The 15,874-nt window shown below is 52.0% G+C and carries 14 protein-coding genes; 12 read left to right on the forward strand and 2 right to left on the reverse strand.

The features are described 5' to 3' along the window. The first annotated feature begins 147 nt into the window (after positions 1-147). Positions 148-1,071, forward strand: coding sequence for a kdo(2)-lipid IV(A) palmitoleoyltransferase (gene lpxP, locus EIP93_RS04025; RefSeq protein ID WP_103861392.1), 924 nt, complete (start codon positions 148-150; stop codon positions 1,069-1,071). A gap of 66 nt (positions 1,072-1,137) precedes the next feature. Here lpxP and EIP93_RS04030 read toward each other — a convergent pair whose 3' ends face one another. After that, entirely contained in the window at positions 1,138-2,622 is a 1,485-nt protein-coding gene (locus tag EIP93_RS04030) for an NCS1 family nucleobase:cation symporter-1 (RefSeq protein ID WP_116361862.1), read from the reverse strand. Positions 2,623-2,773: 151 nt separating this feature from the next. Here EIP93_RS04030 and EIP93_RS04035 point away from each other — a divergent pair, with 151 nt between their 5' ends. The 3 genes from EIP93_RS04035 to puuE are packed head-to-tail and all read left to right on the forward strand — an operon-like array spanning position 2,774 to position 5,204. Further along, on the forward strand, positions 2,774-3,496 hold the full coding sequence (locus tag EIP93_RS04035; protein WP_103941870.1) for a GntR family transcriptional regulator: 723 nt from the start codon (positions 2,774-2,776) through the stop codon (positions 3,494-3,496). Beyond that, positions 3,493-4,230, forward strand: coding sequence for an allantoin racemase (hpxA, locus tag EIP93_RS04040; RefSeq protein WP_103861389.1), 738 nt, complete (start codon positions 3,493-3,495; stop codon positions 4,228-4,230). Before EIP93_RS04035 ends, hpxA begins: the two co-directional genes overlap by 4 nt. 14 nt (positions 4,231-4,244) lie before the next feature. Continuing rightward, positions 4,245-5,204, forward strand: coding sequence for an allantoinase PuuE (puuE, locus tag EIP93_RS04045; RefSeq protein ID WP_109225326.1), 960 nt, complete (start codon positions 4,245-4,247; stop codon positions 5,202-5,204). A 190-nt stretch (positions 5,205-5,394) separates the two neighbouring features. Here puuE and EIP93_RS04050 read toward each other — a convergent pair whose 3' ends face one another. After that, positions 5,395-5,790 (reverse strand): hypothetical protein, encoded by a 396-nt coding sequence (locus EIP93_RS04050; protein ID WP_107332325.1) that lies wholly within the window; start codon positions 5,788-5,790, stop codon positions 5,395-5,397. 519 nt (positions 5,791-6,309) lie between these two features. Here EIP93_RS04050 and EIP93_RS04055 point away from each other — a divergent pair. The 8 genes from EIP93_RS04055 to EIP93_RS04090 all read left to right on the forward strand — a co-directional run bounded on the left by EIP93_RS04055 (position 6,310) and on the right by EIP93_RS04090 (position 15,861). Beyond that, positions 6,310-7,665: an NCS2 family permease gene (locus tag EIP93_RS04055; protein ID WP_105879143.1), complete on the forward strand. Its 1,356-nt coding sequence runs from the start codon at positions 6,310-6,312 to the stop codon at positions 7,663-7,665. A gap of 406 nt (positions 7,666-8,071) precedes the next feature. After that, positions 8,072-9,718: a Na+/H+ antiporter gene (locus EIP93_RS04060; RefSeq protein ID WP_125232300.1), complete on the forward strand. Its 1,647-nt coding sequence runs from the start codon at positions 8,072-8,074 to the stop codon at positions 9,716-9,718. A gap of 359 nt (positions 9,719-10,077) precedes the next feature. Continuing rightward, positions 10,078-10,788, forward strand: a complete 711-nt coding sequence (locus EIP93_RS04065) for a response regulator transcription factor (RefSeq protein WP_125232301.1) — start codon at positions 10,078-10,080, stop codon at positions 10,786-10,788. Next, a complete protein-coding gene (locus EIP93_RS04070) occupies positions 10,766-12,265 on the forward strand; it encodes a sensor histidine kinase (RefSeq protein ID WP_125232302.1) in 1,500 nt (499 codons plus the stop codon). Before EIP93_RS04065 ends, EIP93_RS04070 begins: the two co-directional genes overlap by 23 nt. Positions 12,266-12,576: 311 nt before the next feature. Beyond that, positions 12,577-12,798, forward strand: a complete 222-nt coding sequence (locus tag EIP93_RS04075) for a Flp family type IVb pilin (protein ID WP_010295686.1) — start codon at positions 12,577-12,579, stop codon at positions 12,796-12,798. Between the two features lie 7 nt (positions 12,799-12,805). Continuing rightward, the gene (locus EIP93_RS04080; RefSeq protein ID WP_010295689.1) at positions 12,806-13,357 is read left to right on the forward strand and encodes an A24 family peptidase; all 552 of its coding nucleotides are present in this window, start codon (positions 12,806-12,808) and stop codon (positions 13,355-13,357) included. 46 nt (positions 13,358-13,403) lie between these two features. After that, positions 13,404-14,345, forward strand: a complete 942-nt coding sequence (gene cpaB / locus EIP93_RS04085; protein WP_125232303.1) for a Flp pilus assembly protein CpaB — start codon at positions 13,404-13,406, stop codon at positions 14,343-14,345. Positions 14,346-14,424: 79 nt separating this feature from the next. Beyond that, entirely contained in the window at positions 14,425-15,861 is a 1,437-nt protein-coding gene (locus EIP93_RS04090) for a type II and III secretion system protein family protein (RefSeq protein WP_125232304.1), read from the forward strand. Positions 15,862-15,874: the final 13 nt, after the last annotated feature.

Raw genomic sequence — 15,874 nt, forward strand, 5'->3', positions numbered from 1 at the left:
CTGCTTTTTAACCTCACGCGTGATAACGGTCAGAAACAGTTTTCCACACAGTTGAAACGATCCCTATAAATAAGTGTCATGATAGATGTAGCGCGATGAGAACGACTCTTTATGCGGTACGCTGTTAATCACTTAAAGATGAGTATCATGAAAATTAAGCAAACATTTACCAGGGCATTACTCCACCCGCGCTATTGGACGACTTGGTTCGGCCTTGGCGTGTTGTTTTTATTAGTACAACTCCCTTATCCGCTGCTGATGAAACTCGGGAGCAGCGCCGGCCGTCTATCCCGTGTCTTTCTGAAACGCCGGGTGTCGATCGCCAGACGTAATCTTGAGCTGTGTTTCCCTGCCATCTCCGACGACGAAAAAGAAGCGATGATCGACAATAACTTTGCTTCGCTTGGAATGGCCTTGGTTGAAACTGGCATGGCCTGGTTCTGGTCCGATCGCCGCGTGCGCCAGTGGTTTGATGTTTCAGGGCTGGAGCATCTACAGCACGCGACCGAAAAAGGTCAGGGCGTAATGGTGATTGGTATTCACTTTATGTCGCTGGAGCTGGGTGGCAGGGCGATGGGGCTGTGTCAACCGATGATGGCGATGTACCGTCCGCACAATAATAAAGCGATGGAATGGGTACAAACGTGGGGACGTTCTCGTTCCAACAAAGCGATGATCGACCGTAAAGATCTGCGTGGGATGGTGCAAGCGCTAAAACGTGGCGAAGCGGTATGGTTCGCGCCCGATCAGGATTACGGCCCTAAAGGCAGTGTTTTTGCCCCGTTCTTTGCGGTGAAAAATGCGGCGACCACTAACGGCACGTACACCATCAGCCGTCTCGCAAAACCGGCGATGATGACGACAGTCCTGATTCGTAAACCCAATGCTTTGGGCTATCAACTGGTGATCCAGCCTGAATTACAGGATTATCCTTATCACGATGAACAGGCTGCGGCGTGTTACATGAATAAGGTGATTGAGAAAGAAATCATGCGTGCGCCTGAGCAGTATCTCTGGCTGCATCGTCGCTTTAAAACCCGTCCGGCAGGTGAAGTGTCACTCTATGCTTGATGCGAACTACGCCTGATACGAAGTGCCGCACCGGTTTTCATGCGGTGCGGCGCTGCTGATGGTGCTTTAGTCTTTTTCTAACAGTAGCCCGCGTGGAGCGAAGGGTTTTTTCATTGCGCCAACGCATTCGTGGCGAGCCAGATAGCGGTAGCAGCCTGCGGCAAGGAATGCGCCGATAAACCAACTGAAGTTGGCCGCATCGCGCCACTGTGGCGTGAAGGTGATAATCAGTCCAATAGTCACCGCGGGAATTAACGCCATTATCGCATTCGGATTGAAGCCGTTTCGATACCAGTATTTCCCTTTTGGCGTCGCGTCGAACAGATCGTCCACATAGATTTTCCCTCCTTTGATGACATAGAAATCCATCAGCAGAATGCCGAACAGCGGGCCGATAAAGGCACCGAGTACGTCGAGCGTGTAGTGAATCAACTCTGGCGAGTTGAAGAGGTTCCACGGCGTGAGCAGTACGGAGCCGACAGCAGCGATCATACCGCCCGTTCGGAAGCTGATACGCTGCGGTGAACAGTTGGAAAAATCAAACGCTGATGAAACGAAGTTAGCAACAATATTGATCCCGATAGTCGCGATAATCATGGTCAGCACGCCAAGCGCGACGGCAAAACCGCTGTCAATGTGCGAGACGGTTTCAATCGGGTCGGTAATCATGCGGCCGAATAATGACTGTGTTCCCGAAACGATAACCACGGTGATAATAGAGAACAGCAGAAAATTGAACGGCAGACCCCAGCGGTTGCCTCGACGGATTTCCTGCATGCTTTTACCATAACGAGAAAAGTCACCGAAATTCAGCAGCGGGCCGGAAAAGTAGGAAACCACCAGCGCCGTGGCGGTGAGCATTTGCCAAAGCTGCTCGCTGGTCGTGAGTGTTTTGCTGGTCAGCGTAAAAGAAATATTCTCCCATCCGGTCTGGTAAACAATCCAGATCGCGAGCGCCGTCATAACCACATAAACCGCTGGGCCAGCAAAATCGATAAAGCGTTTAATCGCGTTCATGCCATGCCAGAACACGAGGGCCTGCAGGAACCACATGATGCCAAAGCAGATCCATCCCAGTGCAGACAGGCCGAGCCAGTGACTCTGTGTCAGTGGGGCGAGTGAAGGATAAAACTTCAACAGAACCAGCATAAGCGCATGTGCCGCCAGGTATGTCTGAATCCCGTACCAGGCAAAAGCGATGAGGCCACGAATGACAGCGGGAATATTCGCGCCAAAGACACCGAATGCCTGACGGCAAATCACCGCATAAGGAACGCCGCTCATCTGGCTGGGCTTAGCCACCAAATTTGCACAGACCTGCACAATACAGATGCCCACAAGCAGGCACAGCAACACCTGCCAGCTTGCCAGCCCCAGCGCAAAAAAGCTGGCTGCAACCACGTATCCACCCATGCTGTGCACATCTGACATCCAGAATGAAAAGATGTTGTACCAAGACCAGGTTTGAGCACGTGTCGGTGCCAGATCCTCATTGCAGAGTTTGGGGCTGTACGCGTTGCTACCATTATCTGTAATCATTTTTTCTGGCATGGAATCTGCTCCTTTTACCCTAGTCGTGAAATGAATGACGTTATGTATGTAGAAAAGGAGTTGCATTAATCAGGCCAAAATTAATTTCTTGTATACGTGTTTTATGTTTTTTGTGTACGATATGGTAATGATGTGACAGCGAGAAGAGCGAATGAACTACACTTACGGACTGGGAAATGAGCAGTTTTTGCAGCAAAAAGATGATGTTATCTATCAGGCTCTGCTTAACGCTATCGTCGAACACCAATTACTGCCGGGTACAAAATTGCCTGAGGAAGCGCTGGCAGACGTGTTTGATGTGAGCAGAACGGGAATTAGAAAAGTCTTACAACGTCTTGCGATGGTGCAGATGGTGACGTTAACGCCCAAACGTGGTGCGCAGGTATCGACGCCATCCGTTGAGGAAGCGCAGGAAATTTTCCAGACTCGCCGCTTTATTGAGTGTGCCAATCTGTCTGAGGTGGTGTTGCACTGCGAGTCTCCTCATCTGGCGGCGTTAGATCGGCTGATTGTGGCAGAGCAGCAGGCACATGCAGACCAAAACGGTGCAGAAGCGATCCGCCTGTCTGCCGCATTCCATATTCAACTCCAGGCGATCTCTGGCAATTCCGTGCTAACGGGAATCGTGTCGCAACTGACGCTGCGTTCATCATTGGTTATCGCCGCCTATGGCACGCCGTGGCAACAAGGGTGCCGATGCCACGACCACCACGATCTGCTGGCGTTACTACGGGATAAAAATGTCTCAGGGTTAGCGGAAGCGATGACGCGGCATTTTGATGACATTGTTGCCAGCCTGCGTTTTGACAGAGATGAAGACGTGGAGCCGGATTTCCACCGACTGTTCGGCCATCTTAAGGAGAAGCTCGCGTGAAACCTTGCGTGATTCAGGTGATTAACCCCAATACCAGCCTCGCCATGACCGAAACGATCGGTGCGGCTGCTCGCGCTGTGGCATCGCCAGGAACGGAGATTATTGCGGTCTGTCCTTCTCAGGGGGCACCGTCTATTGAGGGGCATTTTGATGAGGCGATAGCCGCGATTGGCGTGTTGGAACAGGTGAAGCAGGGTAAGGCGCAGGGCGTTGATGGGCACATTATTGCCTGCTTTGGCGACCCAGGGCTGCTTGCTGCTCGTGAGGTCGCTAGTAAGCCAGTCATCGGTATTGCCGAAGCCGCTATGCATATGGCGACACTGGTGGCAACGCGCTTCTCGATTGTTACCACACTACCGCGCACCGTCATTATCGCCCGTCATTTATTACAGCGCTATGGTTTTGAACATCACTGTGCTGCACTGCATGCGATCGATTTGCCAGTGCTCGCGCTGGAACAAGATAGTGGGATCGCACAGAACAAAGTTCGTGAATATTGTATACAGTCTCTGCGCCAGGATGGTGTTGGTGCGATTGTGCTTGGGTGCGGTGGAATGGCCGATCTGGCGCAGGAACTGACGCAAGAACTGTCGATTCCCGTGATCGACGGCGTCAGCGCTGCCGTCAAGCTGATTGAGTCATTGTCGGCACTGGGGTTGACGACCAGTAAACAGGGCGATCTGGATTACCCAATTGCCAAGCCGCTGAGCGGCATGTTTAGTTCGCTGCGTTAAAAAAGGGAAAGGACATGATCACAGCACCTGCTGCAACGATGTATGGCATTGAGAGCGATTATCCGCGCGACCTTATCGGATATGCGGGACAGCCCCCGCATGCTAACTGGCCTGAAAATGCACGCATTGCCGTGCAGTTTGTCTTGAACTACGAGGAAGGTGCGGAAAATAACGTCTTACATGGTGACGCAGGATCCGAGCAATTTCTGTCCGATATTATTGGTGCGGCGAGTTATGCCGACCGTCATATGTCGATGGATTCGCTGTATGAATACGGCTCGCGTGCCGGTTTTTGGCGTATCCATAACGAGTTTCAGCGCCGTGGGTTGCCGTTGACGGTATTCGGTGTGGCAATGGCATTAGCGCGTAATCCCGACGTGGTGGAGGCGATAAAATCGGCTCATTATGATGTGGTCAGCCACGGCTGGCGCTGGATTCATTACCAGCACATGGATATCGACACCGAACGCGAGCACATGCATAAAGCCATTGAGGTGCTGACGACGTTATTTGGTCAGGCTCCGCTTGGCTGGTATACCGGCCGCGACAGCCCCAATACCCGCCAGTTGGTTGTCGAACAGGGCAACTTTTGGTACGACAGTGACTACTACGGTGACGATCTACCGTTCTGGATGCCAGTCAAAAAAAGCAATGGTGACGTTCATCCGCATCTGATCGTGCCGTATACATTGGATGCCAATGATATGCGTTTTGCCTCACCTCAGGGTTTTAACAGCGGAGATCAGTTCTTCACCTATCTGAAAGACAGTTTTGATGTGCTCTACGAGGAAGGGGAAACCGCACCTAAAATGCTATCTATTGGGATGCACTGTCGTTTGCTAGGGCGGCCAGGCCGTTTTCGGGCGTTACAGCGTTTTCTGGATTATATTCAACAGCATGAGCGCGTGTGGATTTGCCGTCGCCAGGATATTGCCGAGCATTGGCGTCAGCACCATCCGTATGTCGCACGGTGAAGTTGCAGAATACCGAAAACAAAAATGGCCGCCGGATGGCAGCCATTTTATGGTGGTTAACGTACTTAAGTACGATTAACGGAAGATAGCGTGGGGGTTAACACCGCGATAGGTTTTGCCCAACGCTTTTAATATTTGATTGATTTTGCGGACAACGCGCATCTTTTTTATCCCCACGATTCTTAAATAATTATTGGTTGAAAGTACCAAAGTTGATGTTGATGTTTTCAAACATAGCGATGATTTTGTTCAGCAGTTTCATGGTCATTTCCTCGTTGTTAGTTGATTTGTTTTCTGTGATGCTGTTCACGTTTTTAAGAATACTCGCACTGATACGGGTGGTCAACTTTTTTGTGATGCGAATCACAAAAAAATGAACGATCAGTTTGTGAGGAGTAAACCGCTGTTTTGATTTTCGTCTAAGAACCCTTTCTGCTTTTTCTTCATACTGACCCACTTTCAGCGAGTTGCCTGATTGAGCATTACCTGTACGGGCTGGGCGCTTCTTTACCGGACAGATGAAGTGAGATAGGTAAATTGTCTCGATTAGCAGTTGAAATAAGCGCGGGTGAAGCGGGATAATCACGCGCTTCTATTGTCTGGCGCCGTTTTGTCCAGCTTGTTTTAGTGCCGCTTGTTTAATACAGCAGTGTTTTATACGTCAATATCTTGATACGACAACGTTTTCCAGCTTTGCATCCAGCGAGTTAATCGTTTGCGTGCGGGGCTATATCCTAAATAATTCGAGTTGCAGGACAAAACGTTAGCGTTTTGAACAACGCAAAGCGTTGGCCCGCTAGGGCGAGACCCATTTATGGGCCTCGTAACGCGGCAAGAGAGGGAATCCCGATGAGCTTACTTGAGTAAGTGATTCGGGTGACTGACAAATCTGCCAGAGGCAGGTTTGAACGCTGCTTGCAGCGGCCCCAACGGGGCGAGGTCCACGAAAGTGGGCCGAGTAGTGCAGCCAACGCGCGTGCAGCTTGAAGAATGACGGGTATATACGGTTCATGATGCGCCAGTGATGTGGTGCATTCGCGGGGCAAGGCCGCGGGAACCGTCAGAATCGATCTTAAATAATAATGGCATTTCAGGGGATACCACCATGTCAAACACCACCCGTCAGGCAGGCTCGCAGGGCTCGCTTGATGCTTTTTTCAAAATCACACAGCGCGGCAGTAACGTGCGTCAGGAAGTGTTAGCTGGTCTGACGACGTTTCTGGCGATGGTTTACTCTGTCATTGTGGTTCCGAGTATGCTGGGCAAAGCTGGTTTCCCGCCTACCGCCGTGTTCGTTGCAACCTGTCTGGTTGCCGGGCTGGGGTCGCTGCTGATGGGATTGTGGGCCAATCTGCCAATGGCGATTGGTTGCGCGATTTCGCTGACGGCGTTCACCGCGTTCAGTCTGGTGCTGGGACAACAAATCAGTATTCCTGTGGCGTTGGGGGCGATCTTCCTGATGGGGGTGCTGTTCACCATCATTTCCGTCACGGGCATCCGCTCCTGGATTTTGCGCAATTTGCCGATGGGCGTGGCGCATGGTACGGGAATTGGTATCGGTCTGTTCCTGCTGATCATTGCTGCCAACGGTGTGGGTTTGGTGGTAAAAAACCCCATTGACGGTCTGCCAGTCGCGCTGGGTGATTTCACTTCTTTCCCCGTCATTATGTCCCTGCTGGGGCTGGCGGCGACTATCGGTTTAGAGAAGCGCCGCGTGCCGGGCGGTATTCTGCTGGTTATCATCGCGATCTCTATTCTGGGGCTGATTTTTGACCCGAATGTAAAATACGCGGGCTTCTTTGCGTTGCCGAGCCTGACGGCCGCTGACGGTTCGTCGCTGATCTTCAGTCTGGATATCATGGGCGCATTGCAGCCGATGGTTCTGCCGAGCGTACTGGCGCTGGTGATGACTGCCGTGTTCGATGCCACCGGTACGATCCGTGCTGTAGCCGGACAGGCGAACCTGCTGGATAAAGACGGGCAAATCATCAACGGTGGTAAAGCCCTGACCGCAGACTCCGTGAGCAGCATTTTCTCCAGTCTGGTCGGGACGTCTCCGGCGGCGGTTTACATCGAATCCGCTGCGGGTACGGCAGCCGGTGGTAAAACGGGCTTAACGGCAACCGTAGTCGGTGTGCTGTTCCTGCTGCTGCTGTTTGTGTCTCCGTTAGCATATCTGGTGCCTGGCTATGCCACTGCACCTGCGCTGATGTACGTCGGCCTGCTGATGCTGGGCAACGTCTCCAAACTGAACTTTGATGACTTCGTGGATGCCATGTCCGGTCTGGTGTGCGCCGTATTCATCGTGCTGACCTGTAACATCGTGACCGGTATCATGCTGGGCTTTGGTGCGTTGGTATTAGGCCGTATCTTCTCCGGCGAATGGCGTAAACTGAACATTGGCACCGTGGTGATTGCTGTCGCGCTGGTCGTGTTCTACGCTGGCGGCTGGGCGCTGTAATTCTTCCTAACAGACCTTCTGGCACCGTCCAGAAGGTCTGCCATTACTCGGTCTTTCCTTTCTCTTTCCCTCCCTTATTATTTCCCACGCCAAACGCGATTTTATGTGCCCTTTTATTGGCTTTGGGTTGATGTTACTTGTGTGATAATCAATAAAGTAATTATCCGTCATACTTCAAGCTGCACGTGCGTTGGCTTTCCTCGCTCACCCCAGTCACTTACTGGTGTAAGCTCCTGGGGATTCGCTGTGTCGCCGCCTTCTTGCAACTTGAATTATTTAGGATAAAACCTCTCTTCTCCACCCAGAAATCCATTTTCATACCGAGCTAAATGCGTTAAATATGGAAGAGCCGTTTGCTCGCTAACAGGTAGAGTTTTTTTGATTTAGGAGTGCGTCTAAGGAAAGCATGGAAATATTTTTTACGATTCTTATTTTGACCCTGGTTGTATCCCTGTCTGGGGTGGTTACCCGCATTTTACCTTTTCAAATCCCTCTGCCTTTAATGCAAATCGCGCTGGGTGCCATCCTTGCCTGGCCCCAGTTCGGTTTGCACGTTGATTTCAATCCCGAGCTGTTTATGGTGCTCTTCATTCCGCCGTTGCTGTTTGCCGACGGTTGGAAAACGCCGACGCGTGAGTTCCTGAGACACGGCCGGGAAATTATTGGGTTGGCGCTGGTGCTGGTCCTGATTACCGTCGTGGGCATCGGCTATTTCATCTACTGGATGGTGCCGGGTATGCCGCTGATTGCCGCTTTCGCGCTGGCTGCGGTACTGTCGCCGACGGATGCCGTCGCGCTGTCTGGTATCGTGGGTGAAGATCGTATTCCGAAAAAGCTGATGGGCATTTTGCAGGGCGAAGCGTTGATGAACGATGCGTCTGGTCTGGTGTCGCTGAAGTTTGCTGTCGCGATTGCGATGGGGACGATGGTGTTTACAGTTTCTGGCGCGACGCTGGAATTCATGCAGGTGGCGCTGGGCGGGCTGCTGGCGGGCGTCGGTGTGACCTGGGTATTCGGTAAATCGCTGCGCGCTATCAGTCGTTGGAGCGGTGATGATGCCGCTACGCAAATTGTACTGCTGTTACTGTTGCCCTTTGCATCGTACCTGATTGCAGAACACATCGGCGTGTCGGGCATTCTGGCTGCGGTAGCGGCGGGGATGACTATCGGCCAGTCGGGCGTGATTCGTAGCGCACCGCTCGCGATGCGGCTGCGTGCGAACGGCGTGTGGTCGATGTTGGAATTCGTGTTTAACGGCATGGTGTTCATCATGTTGGGTCTGCAATTACCTGATATTTTGGAAACCTCGGTGACGCAGGCAGAGCTGGATCCAACGGTTGAAACCTGGATGCTGTTTACCGATATCGCGATCATCTATGGTGCTCTACTGCTGCTGCGCTTCAGCTGGCTGTGGGTGATGAAAAGATACAGCATGCACATCCAGAAAAAGCGCCCGATGATCTTTGCCGAATTTTCCACGCGCGAGCTGTGGATCGCATCCTTTGCCGGCGTGCGAGGGGCGATTACGCTAGCGGGCGTGCTCTCTATTCCATTGTTGCTGACGGACGGCACCGCGTTCCCATCACGCTATCAACTGGTGTTTATCGCCACGGGCGTTATTTTGTTCTCTCTGCTGTGTGGCGTGCTGGCGTTGCCGTTTCTGCTGCGTGGTGTGGTGGTCGCAGACAAGGCCGCACATGCCAAAGAAATCCGCATGGCGCGTATGGCCGTGGCAGAGGTAGCGATCAAAAGTATGCACAAAATGGAGGAGCGTCTGGCGGCCGATCGAGAGGAAAACATTGATGAGCAGGTGCTGAAAGAAGTCAGCGCACGCGTCATCGGTAATCTGCGCCGACGGCTCATTGATAAAGACGATCCTGAAAATGGCCTGCTGATTGAGAATCTGGAGCGACGTTTTCGTCTGACCGCGCTGAATTCTGAACGTGCGGAGCTGTATCACCTGCGTGCCACGCAGCAAATCAGCAATGAGACGTTGCAAAAAATGCTTCGCGATCTCGATCTGATGGAAGCGCTTCTGATCGAAAATGAGTAAGACGCGGTGAAGCGATCCCCGTTACCGCGTTGATTTCTTTCTCTTCTCTTTCTTTCCTCATCATCCCCATGGCGTAAGCGATGGGGATGTTTTTTATGCGTCCAGTCTAAGAACGACGTCAGGCGATTGTAAACTGCTTGTCACTAAATGATAATGATTGTTATTATCCGTAGGACTTTTCTCATAAGTGAAAAGCAGAGAAGTAAAAAACCAGAAAAGTAAAAAAACGAGAAGCAAAAAACGGCCCGCACGGTATCAACATCGTGTGGGGTGAATGGCTGTTTGAAGGACCAGATAAAAATAAACGGACATTAACCCTGAATTAATTAGGTAATAAGCCACGTTTATAGGGGAAAATTATGCGTGTATTAGTGGTTGATGATGATTCTGTGCTGTGCCATTGGCTGGGGTCTAAATTACATTCCCACGGCCATTCTTGCCGAATGGTGCACGATGGCGCACACGCATTAAAAGCAATCAAGGATGAAGTTTATGATGTCGTTCTGCTGGACAGAATGTTACCCATCATGGATGGATTTACGGTATTACGTGAATTACAAGGCTCACGTCATCCGCCTATTATGCTGCTCTCGGCGCTGGATCGTGATGTTGATCGGGTGATGGGGTTGGAGCTTGGTGCGGAAGATTATCTCGGCAAGCCTTTTAATTTTAATGAGCTTAGATTACGTCTGGATATTATGGCGCGGCGCGGTAAACGCCATGTTGATAATCCTTCCATACTGAGCTTTGAAGATCTGCAACTTGACCGTATGCAGCGCGTTGCATGGCGCGGCGGCAAGCGTATCGATTTGACCGATAAAGAAATCAAGTTACTGATTATATTAATGGAAAATCCGGGTCAGGCGATTACGCGTACGATGCTGTTAGAGCGCGTGTGGGGCTACAATTTTGATCCGCAGACCAATCTGATCGACGTTCATATGTCAAAACTGCGGGCAAAAATTGATAAAGGATTCCCGCGTCCATTAATTAAAACGCTGAGAGCGATGGGCTACGCATTAGGCGCGGTAGATAAGGACAAAACCGATGTTGGTAGCCACGCTGAATAAAATAAAAATAAAGAAGCTCGGGCAGCGCTGGCAGGTAAAAATAAAACACTGGCAATTACTGGGGGCAAGCCAATACCCTGGCTTTTTATGCACCTCTAATTTTCGCCAGGCAATAACCATTGTTTTTCTGTTCTTATTGATGATGCTGATGTGTATTGTCGGCTTCAGTTCATTAAGTGAAACGCTGATTAGAACGCATGTCCGCGAAGTTATTCTGGGTAATATTTACGATTACTCGATGCAGTCGCGTTTAACGAATGCCGATAGCCTGATTACGCAATTACGGCAGGATAATCGAGCGAAAGGGGATGAATTACCGCTGTTTTTGGTAATGGATAAACACGGTGATATTTTGTATCACAATCATCTTCTAAAAACGCATCCTTTACCCCCCCATTCTGCCAATACGCACCCTCTGGAAATGCGACAGCATACCGATTGCCAGATGGATGTTAGCTGTCTTAAAGCCGAAATTTCCAGCCCAGACGATCCCAATCTGATCGGTTTGTCCGTGATGTTGGATGACGGGGGCGTGCTGTTTACCGCTTACAACATTCGGCCCATGTTAGAACGGGTGAGGACGATCCCACTCGTGGCAGGGGCGGGATTGTTTGTCGTGCTGCTTTTCTGCCTGTTTGTCAGCCGTCATTTCAGCTTACGCAGCTTGCGTAGCGTGGAGAAAATCCGTGCGGCGCTGCATCGCTACAGCAGCGGTGAGCAACAGGTGCGTATGCCGCTGTCGCCTTACGACGATGATTTTGACAGTCTGAGTGCCGATATTAACCAGAATCTGGAACGCATCGAGCGTCTGATGGAGCAGGTACGAAACACCTCCAGCCATGTCGCGCATGAACTGCGTACGCCGTTGACGCATCTGCAAAATCGCTTGTTCAACCTGACGGAGTGGGCAGGGCTGGATAACGATATTCGCGATGAGTTGAATCTGGCGGTGGACGAGGTACATAAAATCCTTGGGCTATTCCGTACCGTGATGCGCATCGGTGAAATCGAAAGCGGGCGCTGTGTGCACCAGTTTGAGAATATTGAGGCGCGCCAACTGCTGGAAGAAATTGCCGAATATTATCAGCCGCTGGCGGAAGAGCGCGGCTGTCGCTTGAGGATTGAAATCAAAGCCGGCATTCAGCTCTTTGGCGACCGGGCGCTGCTGTTTCAGGCGCTAGCCAATCTGGTGGAGAACGCACTGAAATACGCGGCACAGGGAAAATACATCACGTTGAGCGTGACGCTGTATCGCGGCTGGATCGCCCTGAGCGTTGCTGATCGCGGTCCGGGCATCCCGCCCGCGCTTCATGCCAAAGCGTTACAGCGCTTTCAGCGGCTGGATACCTGGTTTCAGTCCGGCTATGGGCTGGGATTATCTTTGGTGCAGGCGATCACCGATCTGCACGGCGGCAAGCTCTACCTGGACTCCTCCGAACCGGGCTTGAGCGTCTACCTGTGCCTTAATCGCTGCTAATCCCCTTTTTCACGATGAATTCGACGCGCGGTAAGTGGGTTTTCCCTGCTTACCACAACCATTTTCTCTCGATCGTTTATGAATATCCCTGCAAAAAATATGAATATTTATTAATTTCCCCCGCAATGTAAAGTGTGTTACCTATTGATTTATATTGATAATTTATTGCATGGAAAGATTAACGAATATTAATGTTCTACTGCTTGCGGCTCTTGATAATAAGTCTCATTATTAATCTTATTATCATCATGGCACCCCCGAATTTCCGAGTAGGCCATGATTTCTTTGCCTGCGGATTAGAGAGTCTTCCCATGAAAAATATGAAAGCAAAACTGCGTTCTTTCCTGCGTGACGAGAGCGGTGTAACGGCTATCGAGTACGGCATTCTTGCAGCGGCAATGGCAGCAGCCATCGGCGCTATTTTCGGCGGCGACGGTATCTTCGTGAAAGCGCTGAATGAGAAATTCACCCAAATCGCCGATCAAATTACCGGTACGGGCACCAGCGGCGGTACATCCGGCGCAGCGAAATAAGCGCGAGATGGCGGATTACGCGCACTGGCCGCAGACGGCACTGCTGATGGGGTGCCTGCTGTGGTGTATCAGTACCGACCTGTTAGTACGCAAAATTACGAATCAGGCGGTACTGATTTTATTGCTGGGCTGGCTGTTTTTCAGCGCTTCACATGTCCTGCAAGCCGGTGCGTTAGATATGTTGGCACTACGGAAAATGCTCTGGGCGCTGCCTGGCGCGGCGGCAGTACTGGTTGTGGGATTTTTGCTTTTCCTCACCGGCAGATTAGGCGCTGGGGATGTCAAGCTGATGAGTGTGCTGTGCCTGTGGGTTGGGCAAGGACACCAGATCGTTTTCGTCATGGTGACGGCGCTGGCTGGCGGTGTTTTGGCGCTTAGCCTGCCGCTGCTGAATACCGTACCCACAGCGGTGGCGATGGGCATTCAAACCACCAACCGGATATTCAAGAGTCGGTTGCCTATGCCACCCGCGTTGCCCGCCGATCTTTCTCAAGGCATACCTTACGGCGTCGCCATTGCGTTCGGCGCGATGTATGTCCTGATTTTTCCCTTGTTTTAATTCTGTCGCAGCTTTAAGACACACACGCTAGGGTAGGCAAGTTGAAATGAAAGTGAACTCTACATACGTACTGTCAGGTGCGCTCGTTCTGGCAGGCATTGTTGCGCTGATGGTGCGTAGCCATCTCTCTTCTGAACCCCCTGCGCCGCCTCCGGTCGTGGTGAAAGCGCCGGAAAAAATTGCCGTTTTGGTGGCCGCGAAAGATCTGCATCCCGGTGATTTCATTGATTCTACCTCGCTGCGTTGGCAGACCACGGATGAATCGGTTTCCCGTGCGTTTAACTTTGTTCGCGGTCAGGACAAGCAGTCCCTGCTATTGGGCGCGACCCTGCGTGAAACGGTGAAGGAAGGCGCGTGGCTCAGCAGTAATGTTGTGGTGAACCCCAATGAGCCGGGCTTTGTTGCTGCTGTGCTGCGTAAAGGGATGCGTGCTATTTCCGTTCCTACCAGCGCTATTGCGAGCAATGCCGGGCTAGTGTCCGCTGGCGATCGTGTTGATGTGATCCTCAGCATGAGACGAGACGATCAGTCAGAGCTACCTGCAAGCCGTAACCAGCCTGTTGTGATGCCACTGCTGGCATCACAAACGATCGTGCGCGATTTACGCGTATTGGCGCTGAACGATAAAACCGGTACGCCGATATACCCACGCTTTGATACCGCGGAAGACGGTACGGTGCTTGATGCCACCGCCAAAAGCCGTGAGTCTGCTGCCGTGCGTTCTCGTCCTGCGACCTATCAAACCGTGACGCTGGAAGTGACGCCTCAGCAGGCTGAAGCGCTGGCGGTTGCCAAAGAACTGGGCATTCTGCATTTGGCGCTGCGCAGTGCCGATCTGGATGACTCGGTCGATCCGGCCACAGGGCGACCTCATGTGACAACAGTGCCGCAGGCGACGGACATTTACGGTGCGTTATCGGCTGGAAGTCATAAGGTCAAAACGTACCGTGGTGAACAAAAAGACGTTGTGGCCTTCCCAGCCCGATAGGACGAACACGCAATCTGACAGCCTGCGGGGTGCCGCAAGTTGCTCATGGAAAAATGAAGCCCATTACGGAATTAAGTAAATGACGATGTTTTCGCTGTTTTTGAAATCGGACTTTCGGGGTACGTGCAAACGATTGCTGGCCGCTGGCCTGTTTAATGCAGTATTGCCTGTCACGCTGACGACGATGATGTTGCCTGAGACCACGCTGGCTGCCGGGGTATCGGTAGCACCAGTCACCGATGAGGTGCGACTGACCGTGAATCAGGGACGGTTACTGCACCTTGATGCGCTGCCGGACAGCGTGCTGGTGGCCGATCCGAATATTGCCAGTTTTGAATTGCCTTCACCGGGTAATCTGTTTGTCTACGCTAAAAGCGTCGGCACCACTACGCTCTACGCGATGGATGAAAATGGCAATGTGATCAACGCCATTCGTCTGGTGTCTGAGCATGATTTGAAAGCGCTGGGTGAGCGCATGAAGCGTGAATTCCCCGGTACGGATATCCAACTGGAAGCCTCGATTCCCAGCGGTGTGATTGTGCGCGGTAGCGTCGATACCCCGCAGGACGCCAAGCGCGTGATCGACAGCATACAGGCTTATATCAGCGCGTCCTCCGGCGGCGGGCAGGGTGGTGGAGGCGGTGGCGAAAGACTGCCAGGCTCCAGCGAATCCTCCGGCAAAGTGATCAACCAGCTCAAAATCAAAACGCCTTCGCAAATCAATATTCAGGTGCGCGTGGTGGAAGTGTCCCGCAAGTTAACCAGTGAACTGGGCTTCAACTGGGCGGCATCATTGAGCACCGGTAGCGGCAACATGACCGCAGGCAGCGGATCGCGTCTTAATTTGTTCAACGCCACGACGGGGAGATTTGCTAACCCAACGGATGCGGGCTTCCTGAACTTTGGTCGTTCCAGACTGAGCGGATTGTTAACCGCGATGAACCAGCAGGGCATGGCGACCGTATTGGCTGAACCTAACCTGACGGCGATGTCAGGCGAAACGGCGGCGTTTGCTGCGGGTGGTGAAGTGCCAATCGTCCTGATCACCAATAACAGCGTCAGCATCGATTACAAATCCTACGGTGTGATTCTGCGCATGACGCCAACGCTGCTCTCTGCTAATCGCATCAGCCTGCACATTGCGCCGGAAGTCAGTGAACTGACCGACGTCGGTTCCGTACAACTGGAAGGCGGATCGCGTATTCCGGCATTAACGGTACGTCGTGCGGATACCACGGTAGAGCTGGCCAGCGGACAGAGCTTTGCACTGGCGGGCATGCTGCGTAGTGCCGGTAGCCAGACGATCAACGGCGTGCCGGGATTAAGTAGCGTCCCGATGTTTGGCCGCCTGTTTGAAAGTGAATCCACCAGTCAGGAAGAAACGGAATTGGTGATTATCGCGACCGCCTATGTCGTTGAGCCGGTTAACGCGGGCGATCTTCAGACGCCGGGACAAGGCGTAAAAATGCTGGATTCGTCTATGCCGCGTTCTGCATCTATCGGCTATCTCTACTGAGTCCGCGAGGGGC

Origin of the sequence: Pectobacterium versatile, from assembly GCF_003932035.1 — a bacterium.
In the GTDB taxonomy this organism is placed as follows: domain Bacteria; phylum Pseudomonadota; class Gammaproteobacteria; order Enterobacterales; family Enterobacteriaceae; genus Pectobacterium; species Pectobacterium versatile.

Coding starts and splice junctions, on each gene's coding strand:
- lpxP (WP_103861392.1), top strand. CDS start 148: ATGAAAATTAAGCAAACATTTACCAGGGCATTACTCCACCCGCGCTAT.
- EIP93_RS04030 (WP_116361862.1), bottom strand. CDS start 2,622: ATGCCAGAAAAAATGATTACAGATAATGGTAGCAACGCGTACAGCCCC.
- EIP93_RS04035 (WP_103941870.1), top strand. CDS start 2,774: ATGAACTACACTTACGGACTGGGAAATGAGCAGTTTTTGCAGCAAAAA.
- puuE (WP_109225326.1), top strand. CDS start 4,245: ATGATCACAGCACCTGCTGCAACGATGTATGGCATTGAGAGCGATTAT.
- EIP93_RS04055 (WP_105879143.1), top strand. CDS start 6,310: ATGTCAAACACCACCCGTCAGGCAGGCTCGCAGGGCTCGCTTGATGCT.
- EIP93_RS04060 (WP_125232300.1), top strand. CDS start 8,072: ATGGAAATATTTTTTACGATTCTTATTTTGACCCTGGTTGTATCCCTG.
- EIP93_RS04065 (WP_125232301.1), top strand. CDS start 10,078: ATGCGTGTATTAGTGGTTGATGATGATTCTGTGCTGTGCCATTGGCTG.
- EIP93_RS04070 (WP_125232302.1), top strand. CDS start 10,766: ATGTTGGTAGCCACGCTGAATAAAATAAAAATAAAGAAGCTCGGGCAG.
- EIP93_RS04075 (WP_010295686.1), top strand. CDS start 12,577: ATGAAAAATATGAAAGCAAAACTGCGTTCTTTCCTGCGTGACGAGAGC.
- EIP93_RS04080 (WP_010295689.1), top strand. CDS start 12,806: ATGGCGGATTACGCGCACTGGCCGCAGACGGCACTGCTGATGGGGTGC.
- cpaB (WP_125232303.1), top strand. CDS start 13,404: ATGAAAGTGAACTCTACATACGTACTGTCAGGTGCGCTCGTTCTGGCA.
- EIP93_RS04090 (WP_125232304.1), top strand. CDS start 14,425: ATGACGATGTTTTCGCTGTTTTTGAAATCGGACTTTCGGGGTACGTGC.